This is a genomic window from Trinickia camelliae (genome assembly GCF_053525655.1).
In genome coordinates this window covers 571,212-597,000 of record NZ_JBCHAA010000002.1, presented here as the reverse complement: position 1 = coordinate 597,000, position 25,789 = coordinate 571,212, and the positions used below count along the sequence as shown (strand labels likewise).

23 protein-coding genes and 1 pseudogene are annotated in these 25,789 nt (G+C 64.8%); 12 read left to right on the top strand and 12 right to left on the bottom strand.

Annotation, left to right across the window (positions count from 1 at the left end; all coding sequences use genetic code 11):
• Positions 1-1,066: 1,066 nt before the first annotated feature.
• Entirely contained in the window at positions 1,067-1,426 is a 360-nt protein-coding gene (arsC, locus tag AAHK20_RS06205) for an arsenate reductase (glutaredoxin) (RefSeq protein ID WP_449180562.1), read from the top strand.
• Between the two features lie 183 nt (positions 1,427-1,609).
• Entirely contained in the window at positions 1,610-2,986 is a 1,377-nt protein-coding gene (locus AAHK20_RS06200; protein WP_449180561.1) for a GntT/GntP/DsdX family permease, read from the top strand.
• Positions 2,987-3,052: 66 nt separating this feature from the next.
• Here AAHK20_RS06200 and AAHK20_RS06195 read toward each other — a convergent pair whose 3' ends face one another.
• The 6 genes from AAHK20_RS06195 to AAHK20_RS06170 form a co-directional block, all read right to left on the bottom strand.
• On the bottom strand, positions 3,053-3,259 hold the full coding sequence (locus tag AAHK20_RS06195) for a zf-HC2 domain-containing protein (RefSeq protein ID WP_449180560.1): 207 nt from the start codon (positions 3,257-3,259) through the stop codon (positions 3,053-3,055).
• The gene (locus AAHK20_RS06190; RefSeq protein WP_449180559.1) at positions 3,246-3,857 is read right to left on the bottom strand and encodes an RNA polymerase factor sigma-70; all 612 of its coding nucleotides are present in this window, start codon (positions 3,855-3,857) and stop codon (positions 3,246-3,248) included. The genes AAHK20_RS06195 and AAHK20_RS06190 overlap by 14 nt, the downstream gene beginning before the upstream one ends.
• Positions 3,854-4,324, bottom strand: coding sequence for a DoxX family protein (locus AAHK20_RS06185; RefSeq protein ID WP_449180558.1), 471 nt, complete (start codon positions 4,322-4,324; stop codon positions 3,854-3,856). Before AAHK20_RS06185 ends, AAHK20_RS06190 begins: the two co-directional genes overlap by 4 nt.
• Positions 4,311-5,060 (bottom strand): HvfC/BufC family peptide modification chaperone, encoded by a 750-nt coding sequence (locus tag AAHK20_RS06180; RefSeq protein ID WP_449180557.1) that lies wholly within the window; start codon positions 5,058-5,060, stop codon positions 4,311-4,313. Before AAHK20_RS06180 ends, AAHK20_RS06185 begins: the two co-directional genes overlap by 14 nt.
• The gene (bufB, locus tag AAHK20_RS06175; protein ID WP_449180556.1) at positions 5,060-5,923 is read right to left on the bottom strand and encodes an MNIO family bufferin maturase; all 864 of its coding nucleotides are present in this window, start codon (positions 5,921-5,923) and stop codon (positions 5,060-5,062) included. Before bufB ends, AAHK20_RS06180 begins: the two co-directional genes overlap by 1 nt.
• 114 nt (positions 5,924-6,037) lie before the next feature.
• Positions 6,038-6,283 carry a BufA1 family periplasmic bufferin-type metallophore gene (locus AAHK20_RS06170; RefSeq protein ID WP_449180555.1) on the bottom strand — a complete coding sequence of 82 codons (246 nt, stop codon included), beginning with the start codon at positions 6,281-6,283 and terminating at the stop codon, positions 6,038-6,040.
• A gap of 504 nt (positions 6,284-6,787) precedes the next feature.
• On the opposite strand from AAHK20_RS06170, the gene AAHK20_RS06165 reads away from it, so the two are divergent.
• Positions 6,788-7,342: an NADPH-dependent FMN reductase gene (locus tag AAHK20_RS06165; protein WP_449180554.1), complete on the top strand. Its 555-nt coding sequence runs from the start codon at positions 6,788-6,790 to the stop codon at positions 7,340-7,342.
• Between the two features lie 11 nt (positions 7,343-7,353).
• Here AAHK20_RS06165 and AAHK20_RS06160 read toward each other — a convergent pair whose 3' ends face one another.
• Entirely contained in the window at positions 7,354-8,376 is a 1,023-nt protein-coding gene (locus AAHK20_RS06160) for a hypothetical protein (RefSeq protein ID WP_449180553.1), read from the bottom strand.
• Between the two features lie 121 nt (positions 8,377-8,497).
• Complete coding sequence (locus AAHK20_RS06155) at positions 8,498-10,753, bottom strand: hybrid sensor histidine kinase/response regulator family protein (RefSeq protein WP_449180552.1); 2,256 nt, start codon at positions 10,751-10,753, stop codon at positions 8,498-8,500.
• Between the two features lie 525 nt (positions 10,754-11,278).
• Here AAHK20_RS06155 and AAHK20_RS06150 point away from each other — a divergent pair.
• The 8 genes from AAHK20_RS06150 to AAHK20_RS06115 all read left to right on the top strand — a co-directional run bounded on the left by AAHK20_RS06150 (position 11,279) and on the right by AAHK20_RS06115 (position 18,874).
• Positions 11,279-11,647, top strand: coding sequence for a response regulator (locus tag AAHK20_RS06150; RefSeq protein ID WP_449180551.1), 369 nt, complete (start codon positions 11,279-11,281; stop codon positions 11,645-11,647).
• Positions 11,640-12,263, top strand: coding sequence for a chemotaxis protein CheC (locus AAHK20_RS06145; RefSeq protein ID WP_449180550.1), 624 nt, complete (start codon positions 11,640-11,642; stop codon positions 12,261-12,263). Before AAHK20_RS06150 ends, AAHK20_RS06145 begins: the two co-directional genes overlap by 8 nt.
• A complete protein-coding gene (locus AAHK20_RS06140) occupies positions 12,260-13,201 on the top strand; it encodes a sensor domain-containing diguanylate cyclase (RefSeq protein ID WP_449180549.1) in 942 nt (313 codons plus the stop codon). Before AAHK20_RS06145 ends, AAHK20_RS06140 begins: the two co-directional genes overlap by 4 nt.
• 180 nt (positions 13,202-13,381) lie before the next feature.
• Positions 13,382-13,714, top strand: a complete 333-nt coding sequence (locus AAHK20_RS06135; RefSeq protein WP_449180548.1) for a hypothetical protein — start codon at positions 13,382-13,384, stop codon at positions 13,712-13,714.
• A gap of 186 nt (positions 13,715-13,900) precedes the next feature.
• A complete protein-coding gene (hpnD, locus tag AAHK20_RS06130) occupies positions 13,901-14,749 on the top strand; it encodes a presqualene diphosphate synthase HpnD (protein ID WP_449180547.1) in 849 nt (282 codons plus the stop codon).
• Positions 14,749-16,095, top strand: a complete 1,347-nt coding sequence (hpnE, locus tag AAHK20_RS06125) for a hydroxysqualene dehydroxylase HpnE (RefSeq protein ID WP_449180546.1) — start codon at positions 14,749-14,751, stop codon at positions 16,093-16,095. The genes hpnD and hpnE overlap by 1 nt, the downstream gene beginning before the upstream one ends.
• Positions 16,092-18,134 carry a squalene--hopene cyclase gene (gene shc, locus AAHK20_RS06120; protein ID WP_449180545.1) on the top strand — a complete coding sequence of 681 codons (2,043 nt, stop codon included), beginning with the start codon at positions 16,092-16,094 and terminating at the stop codon, positions 18,132-18,134. The genes hpnE and shc overlap by 4 nt, the downstream gene beginning before the upstream one ends.
• 50 nt (positions 18,135-18,184) lie before the next feature.
• Positions 18,185-18,874 (top strand): phosphorylase, encoded by a 690-nt coding sequence (locus AAHK20_RS06115; protein WP_449180598.1) that lies wholly within the window; start codon positions 18,185-18,187, stop codon positions 18,872-18,874.
• Between the two features lie 210 nt (positions 18,875-19,084).
• On the opposite strand, the pseudogene AAHK20_RS06110 reads toward AAHK20_RS06115, so the two are convergent.
• A pseudogene (locus AAHK20_RS06110) lies at positions 19,085-19,903 on the bottom strand (MlaA family lipoprotein); the annotation flags it as partial.
• Positions 19,900-22,527 (bottom strand): hopanoid transporter HpnN, encoded by a 2,628-nt coding sequence (hpnN, locus tag AAHK20_RS06105; protein ID WP_449180544.1) that lies wholly within the window; start codon positions 22,525-22,527, stop codon positions 19,900-19,902. The pseudogene AAHK20_RS06110 and the gene hpnN, both read right to left, overlap by 4 nt.
• 245 nt (positions 22,528-22,772) lie before the next feature.
• Between hpnN and AAHK20_RS06100 the strand changes: the two genes are divergently transcribed.
• Positions 22,773-23,381, top strand: coding sequence for an MlaC/ttg2D family ABC transporter substrate-binding protein (locus AAHK20_RS06100; RefSeq protein ID WP_449180543.1), 609 nt, complete (start codon positions 22,773-22,775; stop codon positions 23,379-23,381).
• A 79-nt stretch (positions 23,382-23,460) separates the two neighbouring features.
• Here AAHK20_RS06100 and AAHK20_RS06095 read toward each other — a convergent pair whose 3' ends face one another.
• On the bottom strand, positions 23,461-24,111 hold the full coding sequence (locus AAHK20_RS06095) for a response regulator (protein ID WP_449180542.1): 651 nt from the start codon (positions 24,109-24,111) through the stop codon (positions 23,461-23,463).
• Positions 24,108-25,589 carry a cache domain-containing protein gene (locus AAHK20_RS06090; protein WP_449180541.1) on the bottom strand — a complete coding sequence of 494 codons (1,482 nt, stop codon included), beginning with the start codon at positions 25,587-25,589 and terminating at the stop codon, positions 24,108-24,110. The genes AAHK20_RS06095 and AAHK20_RS06090 overlap by 4 nt, the downstream gene beginning before the upstream one ends.
• Between the last annotated feature and the right edge of the window lie 200 nt (positions 25,590-25,789).

The window sequence follows — 25,789 nt, the reverse complement described above, 5'->3', positions numbered from 1 at the left end:
CTATTCGTCGTGTCGACACGACGAATAGGCCATTTGGGGGATGTTTATGCGCATAAAGCGAGCGGGAGCGACGGCGGGTTACTGGCTTGCATGTGTGGAGAACGGCGTCCTCGGTCGATCGATTCGATGGCGTTGTCCGTCAGCAGCAGGAATCGCGCTGCGTTGAAAGCGGGTTCGTTAGTTACGGAGTGCGCGCGTGGGGCATCTGCTATCTGCTACTGGCGCTACTAGGCTCTAATCGCGTCTCCCTTGCGGGCGGCGATTCAAATCGTCAGTGAGGCCTAGGGATGCCAGCGGTTGTGGCCACGCTCTCTCGCGCCTCGTACGATGTGCCGCGTCAATTTATGCGCATAAACCCCTTGCAGGGGTCGCCAAGACGCGGCGTCTTGGCGTTTCGAACAACATGAAGCGGAATGGGCGTGCTTCGTCAAAGGATTGAGCGCCCGCTTTGCGGAGGTGCTGCCGACAATCGATCATCTTCTTGACGGGCGCTCGATGATGTCCTCACCTCAAGACGGACCAGTTGGGTGAATGCCCCAAATGCATCTCATCGACACTTTGCTGATCGTCGAGTCAGGGCATTGCCGGCAACTCGTGAAGACCAATCGCTTGCATGCGTGAAAGCCCAGTCTTCGAATGGCCCCATCGTGTTTCGGTCGGTTCGCCCCTTTGGTTCTGGGCTAAATCCGTTGTATGTCTCTATTCGCGATAATTTGACGGACTGAGTCGCCAGTTTCGCCCGCCATATTCCCGCGCTATTCTTCGTCGTATCCATAAAGCCAGTCCAGACGTAAATCGCCTCTATTCAGCGGAACAGATATCGCGTCAATTGTCTTTAGCAATCCACCCGTGTCCTGGCCGACTAACGCTCAACCGCAAACACTGCTCGAGCTGTCCTGAAGCCAACCCTCCTCACTGCACTCGTCACATCTCCTATCAGCGGCGTTTCCGTAACACCGCGTCCCCCGTCCAGCGCCGCTCCTCTATCCCGTCCTCAACCTCACTCCAAGTTCTGACCCGCTACAATTAACCGCTTGTCAAAACCACGCTTCGACGCCCCCACTTCATGATCACGATCTATCACAATCCCCGCTGTTCCAAGTCGAGAGGCGCATGCGATCTCGTTGCCAACACCTTTAACGTATCCGGCGAATCTGTCGATATCGTCGAGTATTTGAAACATCCGCTAACCGTCGCGCAACTCAAGGAATTGCACCGGATGCTGGGCGGTTCGGTGCGCGACATGCTTCGCGACACCGAAGCCCCATTCAAAGAACTTGGTCTGGCGAATCAGAACTTGACGGATGATCAGTTATACGAAGCAATTGCCGCCCATCCGATCCTGTTGCAGCGTCCGATCGTCGTACGCAACGGAAAGGCGGTGATCGGGCGTCCGCCGGAGGCCGTCCAGACGCTGTTCGATTGAGGCAGGATGCGCGATGTCCGCGCGCTCCAGAACCGCGACCGATCACGCCCAAGACCGTCGCAAACCAGCCAGCCGGTCAGTTAGTTAGCAAGTCCGAGCCCGGCACTGCGCTCCCGCCGGGTAGTTCACCCACCCTACGCCAGCGCAACGCGCGCGAAGCGTCAAACCCATAACTAAGAACGCATGCCACCGACAACTTCGTTAGCGCCGTGGGCCTCCCACGACACCGTGCTGATACTTGCCTGCGCGCTGGGCCTGGCCATCATCATTGTTTTCATCAGCGCGCTGAAGCTGGCGCCCTTCTTGTCGATTCTCGTAGGCACGTTTGCGGCCGGTTTGACCGCTGGGTTGCCGCTCGACTCAATCACAAGCGCATTCAGCAAAGGAGCGGGCGCGATCCTCGGCGACGTGGGCATCATCATCGCGCTGGGTGCGATGCTAGGCGCGCTGATGGCCGAATCCGGCGCGGCCGACCGGCTCGTGTCGACGATCCTCAAGCATTCGACGCCACGCTCGCTGCCATGGATGATGACGCTCGTCGCGATCATCATCGGCTTGCCGCTCTTCTTCGAAGTCGGTCTTGTCATGATGGTGCCGATCATCTTCGTGATGGCGCGCCGCTCGAATCAGCCGATCTTGCGCATCGCGATCCCGGCGCTTGCCGGCATGACGACGCTACATGCGCTGCTGCCGCCGCACCCGGGTCCACTGATCGCCGTCAGCGCGTTGCACGCGGATCTCGGCATCACCATGGGACTCGGCCTGATCGTCGCGTTGCCTGCCGCCGTGCTCGCGGGCCCCATCTACGGGATGTGGCTTTCGAAGCGCATGGACGTCGCCGAGCCCGAGGAAATGGGCAAGCTCTTTACGCCGGATATTCCGCAAGGCGAGCCGCCCGGCTTCGCGATTTCGCTCGTTACCATCCTGATGCCGGTCGTCCTGATGCTCGGCCGCACGATCGCCAAACTGATGCTCGCGCCGAAGTCGATCGCCTACGAGGCGCTCAATTTTCTCGGTGAGCCGCTCGTCGCGCTCGGGCTCACCGTGATGTTTGCCGTCGTGGCGCTCGGCTGGGCGCGCGGGATGCCGCGCACGCGCGTCGGCAGCATTTTGCGCAAGAGCCTGCCGCCGATCGCTGTGCTGTTGTTGACCATCGGTGCGGGCGGCGGTCTCAAGCAAGCGCTCGTCGTCGCCGGGATCAGCACGACGATCGGCAAGATCGCGGTGAGCGCCCACATGCCGCTGATCCTGCTCGCGTGGCTCATCGCTGTCGCGCTGCGTCAGGCTACCGGTTCCGCCACCGTCGCCACGACGACGACCGCCGGCATCGTCGCGCCGGTCGTCACCGGCTTGAGCGCGATGCACAACTCGCTGCTGGCGCTTTCGATCGGCGCGGGGTCGGTATTCTTCTGCCACGTGAACGACGCGGGTTTCTGGATGGTCCGCGAGTACTTCGGCTTGAAGCTGAAGCAAACGGTAATGGTCTGGTCGATATTGCAGACGATCGTTTCGGTGGTGGGTCTAGCGTTGACGCTTGTTTTGTGGAGCGTGTTGACTTAGGGGCTCACGCTGGTCGAGACGATCGCAACGATCGAGAGCGCGAAAACTCCGTCGCCCGACGAAGCATCAATCCTGCGGCTCGTCGTCGGGCGTCACCCGCTCTCCGCCACTGACTTCCTGCGATGCGCTGCGCAACAGCGCAATCTGCTTGCGAAAATTGCGGCATCCGCTGCAAGCCGGCAAATGGACGCCGATGGCCAGCCATTCCCCCGCTGTGAGACGCCGGTCGAGCGCATCCGACAGCAGACGCGTCACGTCCTTACACTTGCCCATTGGCGTCCTCCTGGCACAACCCCTTCTCGGACAGACACGTGCGCAGCCTGAGCCGCGCGCGATAGATCAACACGCTGCAATGATTCGCGGTGAGTTCGAGTTCGGCACAGATGTCGTCGGTTTCGAGCTCGAGGAATTCGCGCATCATGAACACGCGGCCGATTTGCTCCGGCAGGAGTTCGAGACACGCTTCGAACAAGCGCCAGAACTGCTGCCGCTGCAATTCCGTTTCCGGCGTCGCCCACGGACGCGGTTTCGCATGCGGCGTCCAATGGCCGTTGTCCTTGAAGAGCTCCTTGTCGAGGAATGACTCGCACTCCAATTCCGATTCAAGCGCCGAAATATTGACGGTCCGCTGCCGCGCACGCAGCGTATCGATGAGCTTGTGACGCAGGATGCCGAACACCCATGTCTTGTGCTCCGATTGCCCCGCAAACCGGTCGGCTTGCGTCCACGCGGCGGCGAGCGCCTCCTGCACCGCATCTTCCGCCGCGGCGGCATCGCGCAGTTGCAAGCGCGCAAAGCGCAGCAAGTCGCGGCGCAATTGCGCCAGATAGCGCGGATCGTCGTGCGCGGCGCTAGCCGCTTCGCGCGTCAAGCGCGTCCCTCTCGCAGCTTCACGGGCTTGGGACGATTGAGCAGCGTGTCGAGCGACCAGCGTCCAGTGCCGTGGAAGAACAGATAAGCGATCAGCACGGCCCACAGCACATGGTCTTTGATCATCACAGGTTCGAGCCCAGGGTAGGAGATCACCGCCACCAGGTTGACGACGAACAGGCCCGCCGCAGCGAATCGTCCGCGCCATCCGAGCAACAGCAGGATCGGAAAGATCAGCTCGCCGCCCGCGCCCATCACGGCGGCGACGGCCGGCGGCAACACCGGCACATGATATTCGCTTGTGAAGAGATACAGGGTGCTGCCCCAGTCCCGCAGCTTGAGCGATCCGGACCAGAAGAATACACGGAACAAATAGAGCCGCACGGCCAGCGCGGCGAGCGGCTGCAAAGCGATGGCAACGGCTTCGAAGCGCGCGTACAAGCGGCCGGCGAGATTAGTGGTTTCCATTTTCGGGTTCCTTGATGGCATGGACGAGCCCATGACTGAATAGATGCGCGAGCAACGAACTCGGATCGCCGGATGCGAGCGACAGGGCGCTTTCGATGCTGTTGCCGTTCAACAATTCGGCGACGACTTGGGCTTCATCGCCATCGATCGCGCGCCAGTGCACGGCGAAGTTTTCGCGCCAGACGAGGACGGCTTGCCCGCCCGCATCGAGCGAGGCCGGCGGGCCGCCTTCATGCATCGCGACAATGTCGGCGATTGGCCACTTCGCCGAGCGCGCGACTCCGACCGACGCGTCAAGCCGCAGCGACGCGGCGGCAAACCGTTCTGGTCCCAGCCCGGCGAGCGAGGCGCGATCGAGCGGCGTGCTGTCGTCGGCGTAGTAGGCGCGCAGCATCAGCCAGTCGACATCGGCGACGTCGCCGAGATAGGGCAGGTCCGCGGCGGGTGCGAAGCCGCGGATGAAAGCGGGCAGGCCGGCGCCGTCGTCGTGCAGATTGGCCGATGCGGCCGGCGTCGCGATGACATAAGCCCGTGCGAGCGCGTGGAAGTAATCGCTGCCCACGAGCGTGACGACGTGCGTGAACGCGTCGGCGAGCGCGGCGATGCGGTTGAGCCGCACGTTGTTGCGATAGACGCCGATGTTCGCGCGCGTCGCGTCAGTCAGGCCGGCGGGTGCGCGCGCGTCGTCCGAGAGCGCGGCGGCGAAGCTGTCGAGAAGGTCGCTGTAGTTCGACATCAGCGCGCCTCCTGCACGAGCGTCGGCGATTGAGCCATCGCCCGCCCGCACGCCTTCGCGACGCGTGCTTCGAGCTGCCGGTACTCGCCGACGAGCGCGTCTAGCGACGGCAAGTGCGTATCGCGTTCGAGCAACACCGGAGTCGGCCCAAAGCGCGCGAGCGCGGCGTCGAGCAGCGTCCACACGTCATCGCAGACGCTCGCCCCGTGCGTATCGATCGCGACGTCGTCGAGCCACTCGAACCCGGCGACATGAATTTCACCGACGCAGCCGATAGGCAGCCGCGCGATCTCCGCGAGCGGATCGGCTTTCAGGTTGAGCGCATTCACGTAGAGATTGTTGACGTCGAGCAGCACGCCGCAGCCGGTGCGCGCGACGAGTTCGGCGAGCATCTCGGCCTCGCTGCACGTCTCGCCCTCGAACGCGACATACGCCGACACGTTCTCGATCAAAATGCGCCGCCCCAGGGCCTCCTGCACGCTATCGATGTGCGCGGCGATCAGCGGCACGGCGCCGTCGACCCGCGGCACCGGCAGCAGGTCGTTGAAGAACCGTCCCGCGCCGCGATTCCAGCAGAGGTGTTCGGAGACGAGCGCGGGCTCGATGCGCGCGACCAGCGACTTCAAACGCTGCAAATGTTGCGCATCGGGTGCGCGATGACTTCCGAGCCCCATGCCGACGCCATGCAGGCTGACTTCATACCGCTCGCGCACGCGTTCGAGCGCGGCCACCGGCTCGCCGCCGCCGAAGTAATTTTCGCTATGGACTTCCCACCATCCGACCGACGGCCATGCCGCGAGCACGCCGGCGACGTGCGGTCCGCGCAGGCCGAGACCTGCGCCAAGCTGGGGCTGCGGATTCATGGTGGATTTCCTGTCCTTGTGCTGACTCGTGCTGGTGAAGGTGGCGACGGCCGCGTGCGCCGCGCGGCCGCCCATCTTGCCAGTTTCGGCAAGCTTGATTGCGCCTCGTGCCGCTTACATGCCGGGCTTCAGCGAGCCGCCCATCTGCTCGCACGTGCCGGCGGGGACCGCCTTGAACTCGCCCTTGTCCATGTCCTTGGTGCCTTGACCGGCGCAGGAGTGGTTATTGCCCTTGCAATCGTTCTGGCCGGCCTTGGCGACGCCGTAGCACTTTTCCTTGTCGGCTGCGAAGACGGGGCTTGCGAGCGTTGCGCCAAGCACGGCGGTGAAGGCGGCGGCGGCGATCAGTTGCTTGTTCATCGTGACTCTCCTTGGGTTGGTAACGGAGCCGTGAGATTGGCTTCCGAAGCTTGAGTCGGCGCTTGCGACCGGTTATGACACGCCGTCGAAAATTTTTTTCGGATTCCAGCGTGCTCGAACAAACCACCGCCAGGACATTCGACTCTTGCACGCTTCAATACGTCCCGAAGGAGCACCGCGGATGCAAACGAGATGGCCTATCTTCGAGCGGCGCACAATGGCGCGACGCGCCGCCGAAGTTCGCAATTCCCCAAGGCGGTGCCGTCACGAATCGGCCACGGAAGCGTCATGGATGTAACCGCAAGTAACTGGCCTCAATCGCCGGCAAGTTATCCACAGTTTCTGTGGAGAACTTTGTGGAAAATGTGGCGGAAACCCACCGCAGGCAGGCCGTGAGCTGGATTGCATGAAAAACAAGCCTGTATCTAGTAATTAGCCTGCATCATTGAAAAGGCTTGTATCGTTTGCGCGTTTCGTCCAACCACCACCAGTGAGGAAACAGGAATGGCTTACAAGATTGCGGTTACCGTCGGCAGCCTGCGTCGCGACTCGTTCAACAAGGCGCTCTCGCATGCGATCGTCAAGCTCGCGAGCGCGGACTTCGCGTTCGAATTCCTCGACATCGGCTCGCTGCCTCTCTATTCGCAAGACTACGACGCCGATTTTCCCGAGGCCGCGCTGCATTTCAAACAGCGAATTGAAGCGGCGGACGGGCTTCTTTTCGTGACGCCCGAGTACAACCGTTCGATTCCCGGCGTGCTGAAGAACGCGCTCGATTGGGGCTCGCGTCCGTGGGGCTCGAATTCGTGGGGCGGCAAGCCGGGGGCGGTGCTGGGAACGTCGCCGGGCGCCACGGGGACCGCGCTGTCACAGCAGCATCTGCGCAACGTGCTCGCCTATCTCGACGTAGCGACGCTCGGTCAGCCTGAAATGTTCATCAAGCACGCCGACGGGGTGATCGATGCCGACGGCAACGTCGCCAACGACCACACCCGCAATTTCCTGCACAAATTTGTCCACCGCTATGAGAGCTGGGTGAAGCGGCACGTCACGAAGTAACCGCTGGCGCGTCACGCACGGTGATCGTGATGCGTGACGCGCTCCCATCCATGACGTACCGCCGCCTTGAAGCGCCGCCAGGCGCTGTGCGGGTGCGCCTCTTCCCAATCGCGTTGGACTTGAGTCTCGGCGTCCTCCCAAGACTGGTGTTCGGCATAACGGGCGTCGCGGCCGAGCGTGGCGCCGTGCCGGTACGCGCGTTCGTAATCCTCATAGCGCGAGCCGTCGCTTGCGTACTTGGTCTCGTAGTCGCTGCGGAAATCGTCTTCGTACTGCAGGAATTCGTCGGGAATGGGAGCGGCGGCGCCTGCCGGCATATGCGCCGCACCTTCGGCCATCGCGCCCGCGCTTGACGCCGCGCTCGGCGTTGGGCCCGGGCTCGACGATTCGCTGCGCCCGGAGGAAAAGACCGCGCCCATGCCCGGCGCGGAGCCGGCCGCCGTGGCCGTCACCGAGGCTTCGGTCGCGGGACGGTCGGCGATAGCGCTTTCCGTGTCAGGCGCGCTGGCCGTGCCGCGCTGGTAGCTGCGCACGACGCCTCGCGGCCGCGCCGGGGCTCGGCGAATGCCGAGCTCCTCGAGCGGCGAGTGGGCACGGGCGGCCTCGTCGTCGGGGGCGCGCCAGGCGGGGGCGGCGGTATCGTCCGGCGCGTGCCAGGTCGCCGAACGCTCTTCGATATCGATCGCGCCGCTTCGCTCGAGCATCGAGCGCGCGAGTTCGGCGTAGGCGTCGGTGCTTGCGTCGGCGCTCAGCATCACGGCGCCGCGGCGCACGGCTTCGGCGTACTGCGCGACTTCGTGCGGGCGCGGATCGCTCACGAACAGCGCTTCGAAAAAGCGCTCGATGTTCGCGATCACGCCTGCGTCGGCAGGCGGGGTGGTTTCGGCGGCCGAGGTGGCGTCGCTGGCATAGGTCGGCTCGCAGCGGGCCTGCAACGCAATGCCGTTGCGGTCAAAGCCCGCTCGGACGAGCGCGTCGCGTGCGGCTTCGGCTTCGGGGTAGGTGTCGAACAACGCGATGACGGTGTGTTGCATGACGTTCTCCTGTGTCCCATGCACAGTGCAGCTCGATTTTTCGGAGCCCGCAATCAGGATGAACAGGCCCCAATGATCGGGCAGCAAGCGCCGTGCCGCTCGCTCCAACGTCGGACCGCTTTCAGCCCGGCTTGCCGGCGGGCTGCACGCGTTGCTCGCGTTCGTGCCGGATCGTTTGCAGTATTTTTTCGAGCAGCGCGATATCAAAAGGTTTTGACAGCACGCGCGCCTTCACATTCCGTGCCCGTTCGAGCTCCTCGGCGTAGCCGGTCACGAGGATCACGGGCAGTGGCGAGGCAAGCGCCTCGATCGCTTCCGCGAGATCGATGCCGTTCATCGCGCCCGGCATGTGGATATCCGAAATGACGAGATCGACCGGCGCGGCGGGATCTTCGACGAGCTGCAAGGCGGCGTCCGCGTTGAATACGTAGGTGACCGTGTGGCCCATCATCTCGAGAAGCGCTTCGGTGCCGGCCGCGACTTCGTCGTTGTCCTCGACGAGCAGAATGCGCAGGCCGCCCGTGGTGGCGGGTTCTTCGCGGCGCGGTTCGGCGGCGGGCGCTGCCGTCGCCACGGCGCTGCCGCGCGGCAGATAGAGCCGCACTGAAGTGCCCGCGCCGATCGCGCTATCGATCGTGGCAAGCCCGCCGGAGCGCTCGCAGAACGCGAACACTTGCGGCAGCCCGAGGCCGGTGCCCATGCCCTTCGGCTTGGTCGTGAAGAGCGGCTCGAACGCGTGCGCGAGCACGTCGCGCGCCATGCCGGAGCCGGTGTCGTCGAGCGAAATTTCGACGAAGTCGCCCGTCAGCGGAAAGCCGTCGCCGTGACGCAGGCTGACGTTGTTCGCGCGCACCGTGAAGCGTCCGCCGCTGGGCATCGCGTCGCGCGCGTTGACAGCGATGTTGATGAGCGCAAGCTCGAGCTCCGCGACGTCGACGAGCATCGGCCACACGTTGGTGCTGACGTCGATCACGAGCTCGACCTTCGCGCCGAGTGACGCACGCAACAGCTCGCGGCTCGCCGCCATCCAGCGCACGAATTCGATCGTCTCGGAGCGCAACGGCTGTTTGCGCGCGACGCCGAGCAGTTGCCGCGTGAGCGACTGGCCGCCCTTCAGGGCGCGCTCGATCGCCGACAGCTCCGTGTCGATCGCCTTGACGCCGCGCCGGCGCGCAATCTGCACATTCGCCGAGACGATCATCAGCAGGTTGTTGAAATCGTGGGCGACGCTGCCGACCAGGTTACCGAGCGCTTCCATCTTGCGCGATTGCCGGTAGGCGGATTCGATCGAGCGGCGCATCGACGCCTCGGCTTGCCAGCGCGCCCACGCTTGTTCTTCGGCGGCAAGGCGCCTGAGCGACAGGCCGATTACGAGCCACAGCACGATCGAAGGCGTAAACACCGACACCACGAGCACCGTCAGATGGCGATACCAATCGGCCCAGATCGCGGATTCGCGATACGCACACGACACAAAGACGGGATACGAGCCGACGCGCCGATAAGCGATGATCTCGGCGCCGCCATTCTTGCCGTTCGCGCGCGTATGCAGGACGCCGTCGCGGTTACCCGAAGCGAGCGCCGCCGCGAGCGCCGAGCGGGGCGCAGCCAGCGACCACTGCTTGACCGGTAGCGGTGGATACGACGCGAGCACGGCGCCGTCCTCACGCGTGAGCATCATCGTCACCGCTTCGCCTTCATTGCCCAACAGCTCGCGATAGAACGCGCCGAAATACGACTCGCGCAGCGCGACCGACACCAGCCCGGCGAACGACCCGTCCTCGTTGCGCCGCGCGATGCCCGTGTTGAACACGGTCTCGCCCGCGCCGACGCGCCCGATCATCACCTTCGACACGTTCTCGATCACCTTGCCGTCGCGGATGCCGGTGAAATCGTCGCGATCGGCGATCGACGCGTGCGGCGCCGGGTAATAGCGGCTGTTGGCGAGCAGCATGCCGTCGGGGCCGAAGATCGACACCGAAGCGACCTGCGGATAGCCGCCGCCGATCGTCTTGAGCTTCTCGTGGATCGTGGCTTCCTGATTGCGCACTTGCTCGTTGTCGAGCCCGCGCACGAGGTCGTCGATGCGCGCGTCGAGCGTCTCGTTGAGGTCGAACACCTTGAGCGCGTGCTCCTCGCCGATGCGCGCGGTGCGCAGCGTGATGTCGGTCGCTTCGGCGACGCGCGCGCGGAAATTGGCATAGGCCGACGCGGCCACATACACGCACGGCAGCACGATCGCGGCGATCAGAAGCGCGATCAGCGTGAAGCGCCGCACGGCGAAATCGGGTTCGGGGACGGCCGGATACGGCGACTCCTCTTGCCAATTCGGAACGGCTTGGCTCGTGCGCGGCTCGTCGGGCCGGTGGGACGTCATCGTCGGAATCGTATGAACGATAGGAAGGCTGTGCGTGTCATCATAAACGAGTTGGATCGGCCGCCACGGCCAGTCCCGAGAGCGCACGGCGCCCGCCAATCGAGCCTTTCCTCCAGCGTGGCCGGGCCGTGCGCGCAATCAGCGACGAATTCGGAAGCGCAAACGTACACAAAAGAATACTTCACGCATTTTTCTGATGAATATGTATGAAGTGTTCCGCGAAAGCGTGAAAGCGATATTATTTTTGTTTGATCGCCGGAAATTTGGCGAGTTGCTTTTCGAACGGTTTCCTCCCAAAATCGCGCTTCACATCTACGACACAGACGCCCGCGAAGTCCGGGCGCCACCAGATGCGCGAACTTCGCGCACTGCGCACGCGTTTCCTCGCCCCAGGACCGGGCCCGGCCAATCCGCACGCGCGCCGCCTATTGCGTCGCAGCCTGTTGACGTCCTCGCTCCGCTAAAGAAAAGACACGAGCCGCCGTTAACGCGACATAGAAAACTCCGTTTACCTGTCACGCTGCCATGCCTTTGCCGATTGTGATCGCCGACGATTCCCTGCTTGCCCGCAAGGTTCTTACGAAATCCTTGCCGGCCGACTGGGATGTCGACATCGAATATGCGTCGAACGGCCGAGAAGCACTCGCGCTGTATCGAGCCGGCAAGGCCTCGGTGATGTTTCTCGACCTGACGATGCCCGACATGACGGGCTACCAGGTGCTCGAAGCGCTCCAGCACGAGGACCTGAACACGTTCGTGATCGTTGTCTCGGCCGACATCCAGCCGCTGGCTCAGGAACGCGTACGCGCCCTCGGCGCCGCGGCGTTCGTCGCCAAGCCCGTGACCCCCGAGGCCCTCGTGCCGATCCTCAAGGAGTACGGGTTGTATGCCTGAGAACGTCTTCACCGAAGAACAGCGCGACGCGTTGCAGGAGATCGCCAACCTGGCGATGGGCCAGGCGGCGACTCGTCTTGCCCGCCTGCTCGATACGTTCATCGAGCTGTCGGTGCCGCGCATGCGCGTGGTCGAGGTGAGCGACGCGGCACAGGCGCTGCGCGAAATGACGGGTATCGACGAAACCGTGACGGCCGTGCGCCAAGGCTTTCGCTCCGATATCAAGGGCGAGGCGCTCGTGATCTGCCGCAGCAGCGGCGTCGGGCAGCTGTGCTCGTTCGTCAACGATCCCTACATCGAATCTTCGTATGAAACGGTCAGCCAGAAAGAGCTGATGTTCGACGTCGCCAACGTGCTCACGGGCGCGTGCGTATCGAGCATTCTCGACCAGCTCGACCGCACGCCGATTTTCTCCGCGCCGGGCCTGCTCGGCGAAAAAATCTCGCTCGACGACGTGTTCCAGGCCGACGTGCTCGCCTGGAAGGTGGCGCTCTTGCTCGAAGTGAACTTCGCGCTCGAGGACCAGAGCTTCCGGGCGCATCTCGTCATGCTGATGACCGAAGACTCGATTCGCCGCGTCAACGATGCGCTTGACGCACTGCTTTCAAGCTTATGAATGTCCCTACCGAGCTCTCTCTTTCCGACCTCGTGATCGAGCGAGTCGGATTCGGCATCTTCGTCGTCGATCGCGATTTCAACGTGCTGATGTGGAACCGGTTCATGCAGGACCACAGCGGGCGGCCGGCCGCCGATGTGGTCGGCAAATCGATCTTCGACAATTTTCCGGAGCTGCCGCGGGTCTGGTTCACGCGCAAGCTCGAAAGCGTGTTCCAGCTCGGCAGTTTCGCGTTCAGCTCGTGGGAGCAGCGGCCGTATCTGTTCAAGTTCGAGCACGACCGGCCGATCACGGGTGGCGTCGACTTCATGCAGCAAGATTGCACGTTCATGCCGCTCATGCGCGGGCGCGACGTGGTGGCCGTCTGCGTGACGATTTCAGACGTGACCCACGTCAGCGTGATGCAGCGCGAACGCGAAGAGGCGGTCGTCAAGCTGCAGGAATACGCCAATCGCGACGGCCTCACCGGCATCGCCAACCGGCGTTTCTTCGAGGCCCGCCTGCGTGACGAATATCTGCGCTGGCAGCGCTATGGCGGCGATTTTTCGGTGCTGCTGTTCGATCTCGATCACTTCAAGAAGATCAATGACGAATTCGGTCACGTGGTCGGCGACACGGTCCTGCGCGTGATGGCGCAGCGGGTCGGCGACGCGGTCCGCGCGCAGGATACGTTCGGCCGCTTCGGCGGCGAGGAATTCGCGTTGCTGCTGCCGTGCACGACGCTCGAGGAGGCGATGGTCGTCGCCGAGAAGATCCGCAAGACGATCGGCGATACGCCGGTCGAGGCGGAAGGCGTGAGCGTGCCGGTGACGGCGAGCGTCGGCGGGGCGGCCGCGCGCGCCGGCGTGAGTGCGTATGAGGTTCTGATCAACGATGCCGACGCTGCGCTCTATAGCGCGAAACGGCAGGGGCGCAACCGGTCGGTGGCGTTCACCTGACCCATCGTTGCCGACGGGGCATCGCCATCCCGTAAGTCAGGGCTCAATGAAGGCGCAATGCGCCAGGCCGCGTCTATCGTGGCGGACTATCCGGCCATCGTCCGATTTTTAGTACTTGTCCGATATTCATAAGACGTACGCGCCGATAATTTTGTCGGACCTTTGCTACGGAGGTCCCCCATGAACCGCGACTATTTGTTTTATCTGAAGCCGCCGAAGCCTGGCCCCTATTCTCTCGACGACATCGGCGACACGCCTGAGCCGATCGGCTCGTGCGAAGACATCAAACGCCGCCTCGGAACGTTTTTTCCGCAGATTTCGTGGGCCGAGTCACGTCATGTGCCGGGTGCGTGGTTCGGCAGCGGGCCCTCTGAATTCCAGTTCACGGCCGAAGCCGACGGGCAAGTGCTCAGCTTCATGGCCTCGCAGATCGAAGCTCGGCACGTTTGGCGGCTCGTTCGGGAACTTAATCTGATCGCGCTCGAAGTCCAGCACGACGTCGTTTTTGCCTGAGGGGAACGGCGCGCAAGCCCATCTGGCCCGGCCGCGTCAGCGGTCCGGGTCAAAGATTGTTATACTTTTGGCCGATTCCGGCACCCATGCCGGCTCGCCGCGCACGTCCCAAGCGTGGCGTTCAGGGGCACACCGCCTGGCATTCAGTCATCCATCGCCCAACCGGGCGCCACAGCGGAGTTCGTCTTGGCCGTTTCCAATCTCGTCGTGGACGATCCAGAAACCGACGCCGCTGCCGTCACGTCGAGCAGCTCGTTCTATCTCGCGATGCGCATTCTGCCGGCCGCGCAGCGCGACGCGATGTTTCAGGTCTACGCATTCTGCCGCGCCGTCGACGATATCGCCGACAGCAACGCGCCGCGCGCCGAACGCAGCGCCGGTCTCGCGCGCTGGCGCGAGGACATCGACGCGTGCTACGCCGGCATGCCGCGCGCGTCGCTCGCTACGCTGACGCGCCATATCCGCACGTTCAATCTGCAGCGCGAAGATTTTCACGCGATGATCGACGGCATGGCGATGGACGCGGCCGAAGACATCTGCGCGCCCGACGAAGCGACGCTCGATCTCTACTGCGACCGCGTCGCGAGCGCGGCGGGGCGGCTATCGGTGAGGATATTCGGGATGTCTGAGCAACCCGGCATCGAGCTGTCGCATCACCTCGGCCGCGCGCTGCAACTGACGAACATCCTGCGCGACATCGATGAAGACGCGGGGATCAACCGCTGCTACCTGCCGCGCGAATTGCTCGCGCGCGAAGGCATCGTCGCGACGAACCCGCTGGCGATCGCCGACGATCCGTCGCTGCCGCGCGTTTGCGCGACACTCGCCGAGCGGGCGCTTGGCCATTTTGCGAAAGCCGACGCGATCATGGACGCCTCGCCGCGCCGCGAAGTGCGCGCGCCGCGCATCATGTCGGGCGTCTATCGCGTGCTGCTCGAGCGCACGCTCGAACGCGGCTTCGACCTGCCGCGCACGCCGATCGCAAAGCCGAAAGGCCGGCTGCTCTGGATCGTCGCGCGCTACGCCTTGTTCTGATGGCGAGGCGGGTGCACGTGATCGGCGCGGGGCTGGCTGGCCTCGCCGCCGCGGTTCAATTGCAGCGGCGCGGCGCGCAAGTCGTGCTGCACGAAGCGGCGGAGCACGCCGGCGGGCGCTGCCGGTCGTATTACGACGGCACGCTCGGCACGACGATCGACAACGGCAATCACTTCGTGCTGTCGGGTAACCACGCGACACTCGGCTATATGCGCGCGATCGGCGCCGCCGACGAACTCGTCGGCCCGGCGCAGCCCGAATTCCCGTTCATGGATCTCGCGAGCGGCCGCCGCTGGACCGTGCGCCTGACCCCGGGACGTCTGCCGCTGTGGATCTTCGACGCCGCCGCACGCGTGCCCGATACGCATCCGGCCGACTACCTGTCGCTCGCGCCGCTCTTCTTCGCGAAGCCGGGCCGCACGATGGCGCAGACGATGCGCTGCGACGGCATGCTGTGGGACCGTTGGCTGCGGCCGCTCTTTCTGGCGGCGCTGAACGTCGAGCCGCGCCTGGGCTCGGCCGAACTCGCGGCCACGCTCGCGCGCGAGACGCTCGCGGCAGGCGGCCAGGCATGCCGGCCGCTCGTCGCGAGAAACGGGCTCGGCAGTGCGTTTGTCGATCCGGCGCTGCGTTTGCTCCAGCATGGCGGCGCGGCCATCAAGCTCGGCTCGCGTCTGGCCGAGATCGTGTTCGCCAATGGTGTGAAGGAAGGGGCCGCGAATGGCTCATCTGACAAATCAACCGGCGAAGGCGCGACGGTCAACGGATTTTCCGCGCATGCCCGCGTTGCCGCGCTGAACTTCGCCGACGGTACGAGCATCGCGCTGGAGGCGGGCGAGTCGGTTGTGCTGGCGGTCTCCTCGGATGTCGCGCAAGCGCTCGTGCCGGGCGTGCGCGCACCAACGGCGTTTAGCTCGGTCGTCAATGCGCATTTCGCGGTCGAGCCGCCGCACGGCATGCCGCCGCTCACGGGCCTCGTGAACGGCACGGCCGAGTGGATTTTTGCGTTCGACGGACGCTTGTCCGTCACGGTGAGCGGCGCCGACCGCCTGCTCGACACGCCGCGCGAAGCGCTGGCGAAAACGATTTGGGCCGAGGTCGCGAAAGCCGCGAACCTCCCCGCCGATCCGATGCCGGCCTGGCAGATCGTGATCGAAAAACGCGCGACGTTTGCCGCGCTGCCGTCGCAGGAAATGCTGCGGCCGGCGACGCGAACGCGCTGGAATAATCTTGTACTCGCGGGCGACTGGACGGCCACTGGCCTGCCCGCGACGATCGAAGGGGCGATCCGTTCGGGCCAGAAGGCTGCCGATACGCTCCTCAATCAACCGATGGACCGCCGATGAACGATTTGACCACCTTACCCGCCAACGACGCCGCCACTGACGCCGCCGTGACTGAAGCCGCGCCTTCCCCCGCGCAGCAAGCCGGCGCCGCCGCTGCCCGCGCACAAGCGAACCCCGTGCTCGACGCCGCCGTCACGCGCGCCGTCGACGCGCTGCTCGCCGCGCAGCGTCCCGACGGCCACTGGGTCTACGAACTCGAAGCCGACGCGACAATTCCCGCGGAGTACATCCTGCTCGTGCATTACCTAGGCGAGACGCCGAACGTCGAGCTCGAGCAGAAGATCGCGCGCTATCTGCGCCGCATCCAGCTCGCCGACGGCGGCTGGCCGCTCTTCACCGACGGCAAGCTCGACATCAGCGCCACCGTGAAAGCGTATTTCGCACTGAAGATGGCCGGCGACTCCGAAGACGCCGAGCACATGCAGCGCGCGCGCCAGGCGATTCTCGCGAACGGCGGCGCGGAGGCCGTGAACGTGTTCACGCGCATCCTGCTCGCGCTGTTCGGCGTGATTCCGTGGCATGCGGTGCCCATGATGCCGGTCGAGATCATGCTGCTGCCGATGTGGTTCCCATTCCATCTGTCGAAGGTGTCGTACTGGGCGCGCACTGTGATCGTGCCGCTGCTGGTGCTGAATGCGAAGCGGCCGAAGGCGAAGAATCCGCGCGGCGTCCGTATCGACGAGATCTTCAAGGGCGCGCCGGTTTCCACCGGTCTCCTGCCGCGCGCGGAGCACCAGAGCCAGGGCTGGTTCGTGTTCTTCCGCGGTGTCGACGCGATCCTGCGCACGGTCGATGGCCTCTTTCCGCGGCACACGCGCCAAAAGGCGATCGATGCGGCGGTCGCGTTCGTCGACGAGCGCCTGAACGGTGAGGATGGGCTCGGGGCGATTTTCCCGGCGATGGCCAATTCCGTGATGATGTACGACGTGCTCGGCTATCCGCCCGACCATCCGAATCGCGCGATTGCGCGTCAGTCGGTCGAGAAACTGCTCGTGATCGGCGAGGAAGAGGCGTATTGCCAGCCGTGTTTGTCGCCGGTGTGGGATACGTCCCTCGCCGCGCATGCGCTGCTCGAAACCGAGGAGCCGCGCGCCGAGCAAGCGGCGCTGCAGGGCCTGCAATGGCTGCGCCCGCTGCAGATCCTGAACGTGCGCGGCGACTGGATCTCGCGCCGTCCGAACGTGCGGCCCGGCGGCTGGGCGTTCCAGTACGCGAACCCGCACTATCCGGACGTCGACGATACCGCCGTGGTCGTGATGGCGATGGATCGCGCCGCGACGCTCACCCAATCGAACGTCGACCGCGAAGCGATTTCGCGGGCGCGCGAGTGGGTGGTCGGCATGCAGAGCAGCGACGGCGGCTGGGGCGCGTTCGAGCCGGAAAACACGCAGTACTACCTGAACAACATCCCGTTCTCCGATCACGGCGCGCTGCTCGATCCGCCGACCGCCGACGTGTCGGCGCGTTGTCTCTCGATGCTGGCGCAGATGGGCGAAATGCCGGGCACGAGCGAGCCCGCACGCCGCGCGTACGACTATCTGCTCAAGGAGCAGGAAGCTGACGGCAGCTGGTACGGCCGCTGGGGGATGAACTACATCTACGGCACCTGGACGACGCTGTGCGCGTTGAATGCGGCAGGCATGCCGCATGACGACCCGCGCATCAAGCGCGCCGCACAGTGGCTGATCTCGATTCAGAACGAGGACGGCGGCTGGGGCGAGGACGGCACGAGCTACAAGCTCAACTATCGCGCCTACGAGAAGGCGTCGAGCACGTCGTCGCAGACGGCCTGGGCGCTCATCGGGCTGATGGCGGCGGGGGAGGTCAATCATCCCGCTGTCGAGCGCGGCATTGCGTATCTGACGAACACGCAGCTGGAGCATGGCCTCTGGGACGAAACCCGCTTCACGGCGACGGGCTTCCCGCGCGTCTTCTATCTGCGCTACCACGGCTATCGCAAATTCTTCCCGCTGTGGGCGCTGGCCCGCTACCGGAATCTGAAGCGCGACGCGAGCACGCGCGTCACGGTCGGGATGTGACGGTGCGGCGCGATTCGGCGGCTGCGGTCGAAGGCGGCATTGCCCAACCGATGGCGGCGCTGCCCATCATCGCGGTGACCGGCATGGCGTTCGAAGCGCGCATCGCGCGCGGTGACGGGGTCGAAGCGGTGTACGCGGCGCGCGCCGATTGGCTCGAGCGGGCGTTGTCCGAAGCGGTCGCGCGCGGCTGCGCCGGCATCGTCAGCTTCGGGACGGCGGGCGGCTTGGCACCGGGTCTGGAGCCGGGAACGCTCATCATCGCGGATGCCGTCGACGGCCCCTTGGGCCGCATCCCGACGGATGCCGCGTGGGCGGCGCGCTGCGCGGATGCGCTCGCGGGTACCCCGCTCCACAATCGCGTGCAGCGCGGCACGATGGCCGGCGTGACCGCGCCGGTCGTGAGCGCGCAGGACAAGGAACGCCTCCATCGCTCGACAGGCGCGCTCGCGGTCGACATGGAATCACATATTGCGGGCGCCATCGCCGCCGCACGCGGGTTGCCGTTCATCGTGTGCCGCGCGATCGTCGATCCTGCATGGCGCACGTTGCCGCGCGCGGCAACGGCCGGTTTGCGTGACGACGGCACGACGGCGATCGGGCCGATTCTGCGCGAACTGGCCCGCCAGCCATCCCAGCTCGGCGCATTGATCCGGCTCGCCGCCGATGCGCGCGCCGCGCGCACGACGCTCGTCCAGGCGCGGCATGCGCTCGGCGAGGCCGGGGCGCTGCGGCCCGCGTAAGTCATGCAACGGCGCGCCTGCTCCAGCAAGCAGCGAGCGTGCCCGCGAAGAAACCGCCATTTACGCGATCCGCTAGCTCGACAACTCGTGCGACGTGACGAAGTTCATGTCGAAGCGGCGCACTGAGGCGCTCGCCAGCCGGGCCGCAACGCGGCCCTTTTTCTGGGGCCGCTTGCCTGACGCGCTGGTTGGATTGGCTGCTACTTATTGACCGCTCGGCGCGCTCGCCGGGGCATTGCCACCACCGGCCGGAGCGGCCGGTGCGTTTGCCCCCGTTGCGGATGCCGCCGCAGGCGCCTCAGCCGCACCTTCGTCGCCATAGTCAGGCAGCGCGGGCGGTTTAGTCCCACCCTGGTTCAGCAGCGCTTTGCGCTGCTGAACATAGGCGTCGCGGACGAACGAGTATTTGTCGAGCGCTGCCGCTTCGAGCAGGTTTGACGCGCCGAGCAGATCGGCGCGCGCGCTCACGAATTGCAGCACGTAGAGCGGAACGCGTTCCTCCGCATCAAGCGAGCTGAAACTCAACGGATTGACGTAGACGTCGGCGGCGCGCCCGACGCCATCGCGGAACGAGCTAGGTCCGAACAGCGGCAGCACCAGATACGGGCCGGACGGCACGCCCCAGTGGCCAAGCGTCAGGCCGAAGTCCTGATGATGCTTCGGCAGTCCCGCGGGCGTCGCCCAGTCGATTAGCCCGCCGAGCCCGAACACGGTGTTGAACGTTATGCGCATCAGATCTTCGGTGGCGTCGGTGATCTTCAGTTGCAGCAGGTTGTTCGCGAAGTTGCCGACATCGCCGAGGTTCGAAAAGAAGTTGCTGATGGCGGTGCGGAGCGGCTGCGGCGTGACTTTCAGATAGCCCCTTGCGACCGGCTGGGCGATCGTCCGGTCGACCGCGTCGTTGGCCTTGAAGATGACCCGGTTCATCGGCTCCAGCGGGTCGCCCGGCGTGGCGTTCGGGCCGGTGGCGCAACCGGAGAGCGCGCCCGCGGCGGCGAGCGCCAGCGAAGTGTTTCGCAGCTTGTTCATCGAGTGCCTAGTGTCTTTTTCTTCGGTGCGCGCTTAACACGCGGTTTGCCCATCAATACGGGCTGGAATACCACTGCGCCGATCAGCGTGCAAGACAGCGACAGCGCAAGCAGCCGGCCCATGCTCGCCGTGCCAGGGTGATGCGAGAGCCACAGGCTGCCGAACGCGGTCGCGGTGGTCGCGGCGCTCAACATCACTGCATGCGTGAGGCTCGATTGCAGCAGGCTGGTTTGCCCGGCGCGCCAAGCCATCACGAAGTAGATCTTGAACGCGACGCCGACGCCGAGCATGAGCGGTAACGCGATGATATTCGCGAAGTTGAGTGGCATGTGAAAGACAACGCACAGTTCGAGCGTGACGACCGCCGAAACCAGCAGCGGAATCAGCGTGCGCAGCACGTCGCCGAAGCGTCGCAGCGTGAGCCACAGCAAGAGCGTGATCGACAGCACCGCCCACAGGGCCGCTTGCGCGAACGCTTCGATGATCGTATTGGCCGAATGCAGGATCGAGATCGGGCCGCCGATAGCCGACGGCTCGGCTTTCTTCACCGCATTGGCGAAGTGACGCAGCATCGTGTCGTCGTTCGGATCGACGCCCGCGGGCACCTTCGGCGAGATATTGACGAGCGCGCGGCCGTCCGGCGATACCCAGTCGCGCACGAGATCGGGCGGCAGGTTGGCGCGCGTGATCTGCTCGGGCTCGAGCAGCAGCTGGAGCTGCCGCAGCGCGAAGCGCAGCGGCTCGGCAATCGCGGTTTCAGCGCGGTCGCGCGTGGCCGAGTCGGCGGCGGCGAGCTTCGTCAGCGTCTCCGACAAGTGCTTGGCCTCGGCGGCGCCGGGGCCGGGGTGGTCGTCGGCGGCGAGCGAAAGCTGGTTCGCCGCGCGCTTGAGGGCGGCGACGCGCAGCGTGTCGTTCGCCGCGGGCGCGCCGGGCTGCGTGAGCGCGGGCGTCAGCTCTTCGGCGGCGGTGTCGATGAGATCGAGCTTCTGCGGCTGGTCGCTCGGGATGAAGGTCGAAAGCGTCGTGATCCGGCCGACTTCGGGCAGCTTCGAAAGCCGCGCGGCCGTCTTGTCGGCGGCGGCCAGCGACGGCGCGAGCACGGTGACGTCGTTGACGCCCGCTTCCGGCGAATCCTTGAGCGCGAGCAGCGTCGCCATCGATTCGCTATGCGGGTCCTTCAAATGCAGCGGGTTGAAGTCGAAGTGCAGATGCAAGAGCAGCGGCAACGCGCCGACGATGACCACCAGCGTGCCGATCAGCACGGGCTTGCGGTTGCGGTCGAGGTAATCGTCGACGGGCGCGAGACGCGGAAAGCCCGGCGAGCCTTTTTCGCCGGCCGGCTTGAGCAGCTTGATGAGCGCAGGCAGGAGCGTCATGTTCGTGAAGTACGCCACGAACATGCCGACACCCGCGATCAGGCCCAGCTCCGACACGCCGCGATAGGCCGTCGGCAGAAACGAGAAGAAGCTCGCCGCGACCGCCGTGGCGGCAAGCGTGAGCGGGATGCCGACTTCGTGGGCGGTCTTGATGAGCGAGCGGTTCAGGTCGTTGTCGTTAAAGCGCGCCTCGCGGTACTTGACGCCGAACTGGATGCCGAAGTCGACCCCAAGCCCCACGAACAGCACCATGAACGCGACCGAGATCATATTGAGCGCGTCGACCATCAAGAGCCCGAGCGCGGCCGTGATCGCGAGCCCGACGAACAGCGTGATGAACACCGCGACGATCAGCTTGCCCGAGCGCAGCGCGAGCCAGAGGATCATCAGCACGACGACGAACGTCGCGATCCCGTTGACGAGCGCACCTTGCTCGACGGAGGCGAACTCCTCGTCGGCGAGCGGCTGTTCGCCGGTCAGGCGGACCTGCGCGCCATAGCGGCCCGACAGGTTCAACACCGTGGCGGTCGTGCGGACCGCTTCCGAGCCGCGCGCGCCGGCCTCGAGCGCGCCGTAATCCACCACGGGCTGCACGGTGATGAACGCGTAGGCCGGCTGCTTGGCCTGGTCCTTGTCGACGAGGCCGCGCCACGACAGCACCGAGAACTTGCCGGCGAGCACGCCATCGAGCGTCGTCGCGCTCTTGTTCAGCAGATTTCCCATGTCGCCGAGATTGACCTGGCCGAGCTGCAGCGGCAGCAGTAGGGTGGTGGTCAACGTATCGGCGAGGCCGGTGAGGCTCGGGTCTTTCGCGAGCGTGTTGATGAGCGGCTTGGCTTTGACGAGCTGCGAGGTGGTATCCGTGATTTCCTTCGGCGACAGGAACAAGAGCCCGTTACGCTCGAAGAACGGACCACCCGACGGCTGCGAGACCGCGGCGAATTCGTTTGGCTGCTTGCGCAGTGCGGCGGTCAGCTCGTTCGCGGCGGCGTCGGCGAATTCCGGCGCGGCGGCCTCGACGACGACTAGGATCGTTTGTCCGCGCTGCGGGAAGGCTTTATCGGTGGCGTCGCCGAGCGCGGTCCAGGTCTCGTCGGTTTCGATCAGCCGGCTGACGTCGGTGTTGATCTTGAAATGGTTGACGACGTAGTGACTACTCACTACGGCGAGCAGCAGCGAGATGACGAGGACCCAGACCGGATAGCGTACGGACCAGGCGACGAGGCGGACGACGGATGACTTCAGCATGTAGGCGAGATGGCCCTGTCAAAGGGGATTGCATTGGGCAAGGGGAGAAGTATACCGGCGCGCCGCAGTTGGGCGCAGGATGCGGCCCTTTGCGCCGCCGTTCGCTCGCCCTTGCCGATGCACGCCCGCGCGTGCCCTGGCGCGCGAGGTCGCGGGAAAGCAATTGGGTAAAGCCGGTATACTGGCCCGACGCCCGCAGGCTTCATAGCCGCGGCCGCTCACTTCTTCACTGATCCGACGAGCGTATGAAACGTTATCTGATTGCTTTTCTCGCAGCCGCATTCGTGTCCGGCACGGCTTTCGCCCAGGCAAGTCCCGATTCCGTCGCGAAGACGGCCGTCGAAGGCACCGTCACCGCGATGAAGGCCGACCCGCAAGCGAAGAGCGGCGACATGGCAAAAATTACCGGCCTCGTCCAGACGCGCTTCGTACCGTACACCGACTTCTTGAAAACGACCCGTATCGCAGTCGGCCAGGATGCCTGGAGCAAGGCGACGCCCGATCAGCAGAAGCAGTTGTTCGAGCAATTTCAGCTCCTGCTCGTGCGGACTTATGCCGCGTCGCTGTCGCAACTGCGCGATCAGAACGTGACGTTCAAGTTCGTGCCGTCGCCGACGCCGGCGGGCGCCAAGGATACGGTGGTGCAGACGCACGTGCTCACCAACGGCGACGATCAGGGGATCGACTACCGGATGGAAAAAACGGCCGACGGCTGGAAGATCTACGACATCAATATGATGGGCGCCTGGCTGATCCAGGTCTATCAGCGTCAGTTCGCCGACCAGATTTCGAAGGGCGGCGTCGATGGCCTCATCAAGTTCCTGACGGAGCACAACGCGCGTAGTGCGGGTTGACGCACGCGCGATTGCGAGCATGAGCGAGAAAGGACGCCTGACCGGCGTCCTTTTTTGTTTGTCGACCTGATTTAGCGCTTCATTGCTTCCGCCGCCGATGCTCGACCGCGAACTTGATCAATTCCGCCTGCCCCTCGATATCGAGTTTGCGCTTCAGGTTGAGCCGATGGGTCTCGACCGTGCGCACCGACAGCCCGTTCAATTGCGCGATCTGCTTGCTCGATAGCCCTTCGGCAAGCAGATCGAGAATGTCGCGTTCGCGCGGCGTCAGCGTTTCTAGCGGCGTTTGCATCGCGCTTGCCTGAATCATCCGCGCGGCAAGCCCCGCGCTGAAGAACGTCTGGCCGTTGAGCACCGCGCCGATCGCATGGACGATCTCGGTGGCGGGCGAATCCTTCAGCACGTAGCCGCTCGCGCCGGCACGCACGGCCTGCATCACGTATTCGATGTTGTCGTGCATCGACAGCATCAGCACCCGGATCGCCGGAAATCGCTCATGAAAGATGCCGGCCAGCGTGATGCCGTTCATTCCGTTCATGCCGACGTCCATCAGCACGAGGTCCGGCGCGACCGTTTCGGCCAGCGCGAGCGCTTCGTCGGCATTGCCCGCTTCGCCGGCGACGTCGAGGTTCGGTACGCCTTCGAGGCGCAGGCGCAGACCGTCGCGCACGAGCGGATGGTCGTCGACCAGAATGATTTTCGCGGCGGCGCGCGATGTCGCTTCGTTCATGAGCGGGGACCCTCGTTCGATGTTGCGGACGCGTTCGCCGATGCGCGCTCCGGCGTTGGCTCGTGGACTCGCGTATGCACTCGCTCATTTGCCTTATAAGGTAGCGGCACGCGCGCCGTGACGACCGTATGCCCGATCTGCGATACCAGCGACAGCGTGCCCGACAGCGTGTCGAGCCGCTCGCGCATGTTGCGCAGCCCGATGCCGCCGCGCGCGTCGGCTTGGGCGCGCTCGACGTCGAAGCCGCCGCCGTTGTCCGAGATCGACAGCGTGACCGCGCGCGCCGACACGTCGAGCGACAGCGCCGCGCGCGTGGCCTGCGCATGGCGCACGATGTTGTTGAGCGCCTCCTGTGCGATGCGAAAGAGCGCGGTATTGACCGCGTCGGGCAATGCGCTGGCGTTCGTGTGCGTGACCTGCGTGAAGCCGATCTCGATGCCGGTTTCCTCGCCGAGTTCGCGCGTCAATTGTTCAAGCGCCGCGGCGAGGCCGAGGTCGTCGAGCATGGCGGGGCGCAGCGCGTGCGAGATGCGGCGCACTTCGCGAAGCGTGTCGGAGAGGCGGGCGAGGCCCGTCGTCAGCGCGGCTTCGGCGGCGGGTACGCGCGCGCCGGGGGCCGACGCGCGCTCGAATCGCGCGAGCGCCGATTCGAGCAGCAGCTTGATCGACACCATCATCTGGCTGATGCCGTCGTGCAGCTCGCGTGACAACCGCGCTCGTTCGTTCTCCTGCGATTCGACGACCTGCTGCGCGAGCTGCTTCAGCTTCGCATCGGCGCTGCGCGACTCGCTGACATTGACGACGAGCGCGCACAGCGCAATCACACCGAAGCCCGCGAGCGCGATTGCCCCGATCCACATCATCGTGTGCTCGATGTTCGCGGAGGCGCGCTCGTCGATGTGGGCGAGCGTCGTGTTCACGTCGTCGAGATAGATGCCCGTGCCGATCATCCAGCCCCAGCGCGGCAGCGGCACGACGTAGCCGAGCTTCGCTTCGAGACGGTTGGTCGACGGCCGGTGCCAGACGTAGCGCACATAGCCGCCACCGCGCGACGCCGCGGCGATCAACTGCTGAATCGTCAACGACCCTTCGGGATCGCGCAGCGACCACCAGTTATGACCGACGAGGTTCGGCTCGCGCGGATGCATCAGCGAGTTGCCGTGCATGTCGTAGACGAAGAAGTAGCCGTCCTGGCCGAAGTCCATTTTCTCGAGCACGGCGAGGGCTTGCTGACGGCGCAACACGTCGTCGCGCGCGTTTTCGCCGCTCGCGTTGTAGAGCGGCGCGATCGCGCTCGTCGCGAGATCGACGTAGTGCTTGAGCTCGACCTCCTTGCTCGACATGTAGGCGGTCTGCATCGTCGCGTGCTGCGTCTGCGCCAGCGCAGTGGCCTGCTGGCGCACGCCGAACTCGATGCCGGCGATCGCGACCAGGAAGGGCACGATCGCGAGCAGGAAGATCTTCGTCTTGAGATTCATGGCTGGCTTCGATTCGTGAACTCGCGAACGTGGTGCCTACGTAGTTATACGTAGTGTGCTTACGTAGTTGTCCGCTTGTGACGCCTACATCGAAAGCGAATACTACACGGCCATGACGCGGCCTATGCGCCGTGCATCGCGCTTGCCCAGCGTGTGTTTTTCGCAATACCGGTGCTCACGCCGGTTTCTCATAATAATTT

Excerpts from the sequence above, each read along its gene's own strand:
- arsC (WP_449180562.1), top strand. The coding sequence starts at position 1,067 with ATGATCACGATCTATCACAATCCCCGCTGTTCCAAGTCGAGAGGCGCA.
- AAHK20_RS06200 (WP_449180561.1), top strand. The coding sequence starts at position 1,610 with ATGCCACCGACAACTTCGTTAGCGCCGTGGGCCTCCCACGACACCGTG.
- AAHK20_RS06195 (WP_449180560.1), bottom strand. The coding sequence starts at position 3,259 with ATGGGCAAGTGTAAGGACGTGACGCGTCTGCTGTCGGATGCGCTCGAC.
- AAHK20_RS06185 (WP_449180558.1), bottom strand. The coding sequence starts at position 4,324 with ATGGAAACCACTAATCTCGCCGGCCGCTTGTACGCGCGCTTCGAAGCC.
- AAHK20_RS06180 (WP_449180557.1), bottom strand. The coding sequence starts at position 5,060 with ATGTCGAACTACAGCGACCTTCTCGACAGCTTCGCCGCCGCGCTCTCG.
- bufB (WP_449180556.1), bottom strand. The coding sequence starts at position 5,923 with ATGAATCCGCAGCCCCAGCTTGGCGCAGGTCTCGGCCTGCGCGGACCG.
- AAHK20_RS06170 (WP_449180555.1), bottom strand. The coding sequence starts at position 6,283 with ATGAACAAGCAACTGATCGCCGCCGCCGCCTTCACCGCCGTGCTTGGC.
- AAHK20_RS06165 (WP_449180554.1), top strand. The coding sequence starts at position 6,788 with ATGGCTTACAAGATTGCGGTTACCGTCGGCAGCCTGCGTCGCGACTCG.
- AAHK20_RS06160 (WP_449180553.1), bottom strand. The coding sequence starts at position 8,376 with ATGCAACACACCGTCATCGCGTTGTTCGACACCTACCCCGAAGCCGAA.
- AAHK20_RS06155 (WP_449180552.1), bottom strand. The coding sequence starts at position 10,753 with ATGACGTCCCACCGGCCCGACGAGCCGCGCACGAGCCAAGCCGTTCCG.
- AAHK20_RS06150 (WP_449180551.1), top strand. The coding sequence starts at position 11,279 with ATGCCTTTGCCGATTGTGATCGCCGACGATTCCCTGCTTGCCCGCAAG.
- AAHK20_RS06145 (WP_449180550.1), top strand. The coding sequence starts at position 11,640 with ATGCCTGAGAACGTCTTCACCGAAGAACAGCGCGACGCGTTGCAGGAG.
- AAHK20_RS06140 (WP_449180549.1), top strand. The coding sequence starts at position 12,260 with ATGAATGTCCCTACCGAGCTCTCTCTTTCCGACCTCGTGATCGAGCGA.
- AAHK20_RS06135 (WP_449180548.1), top strand. The coding sequence starts at position 13,382 with ATGAACCGCGACTATTTGTTTTATCTGAAGCCGCCGAAGCCTGGCCCC.
- hpnE (WP_449180546.1), top strand. The coding sequence starts at position 14,749 with ATGGCGAGGCGGGTGCACGTGATCGGCGCGGGGCTGGCTGGCCTCGCC.
- shc (WP_449180545.1), top strand. The coding sequence starts at position 16,092 with ATGAACGATTTGACCACCTTACCCGCCAACGACGCCGCCACTGACGCC.
- AAHK20_RS06115 (WP_449180598.1), top strand. The coding sequence starts at position 18,185 with ATGGCGGCGCTGCCCATCATCGCGGTGACCGGCATGGCGTTCGAAGCG.
- hpnN (WP_449180544.1), bottom strand. The coding sequence starts at position 22,527 with ATGCTGAAGTCATCCGTCGTCCGCCTCGTCGCCTGGTCCGTACGCTAT.
- AAHK20_RS06100 (WP_449180543.1), top strand. The coding sequence starts at position 22,773 with ATGAAACGTTATCTGATTGCTTTTCTCGCAGCCGCATTCGTGTCCGGC.
- AAHK20_RS06095 (WP_449180542.1), bottom strand. The coding sequence starts at position 24,111 with ATGAACGAAGCGACATCGCGCGCCGCCGCGAAAATCATTCTGGTCGAC.
- AAHK20_RS06090 (WP_449180541.1), bottom strand. The coding sequence starts at position 25,589 with ATGAATCTCAAGACGAAGATCTTCCTGCTCGCGATCGTGCCCTTCCTG.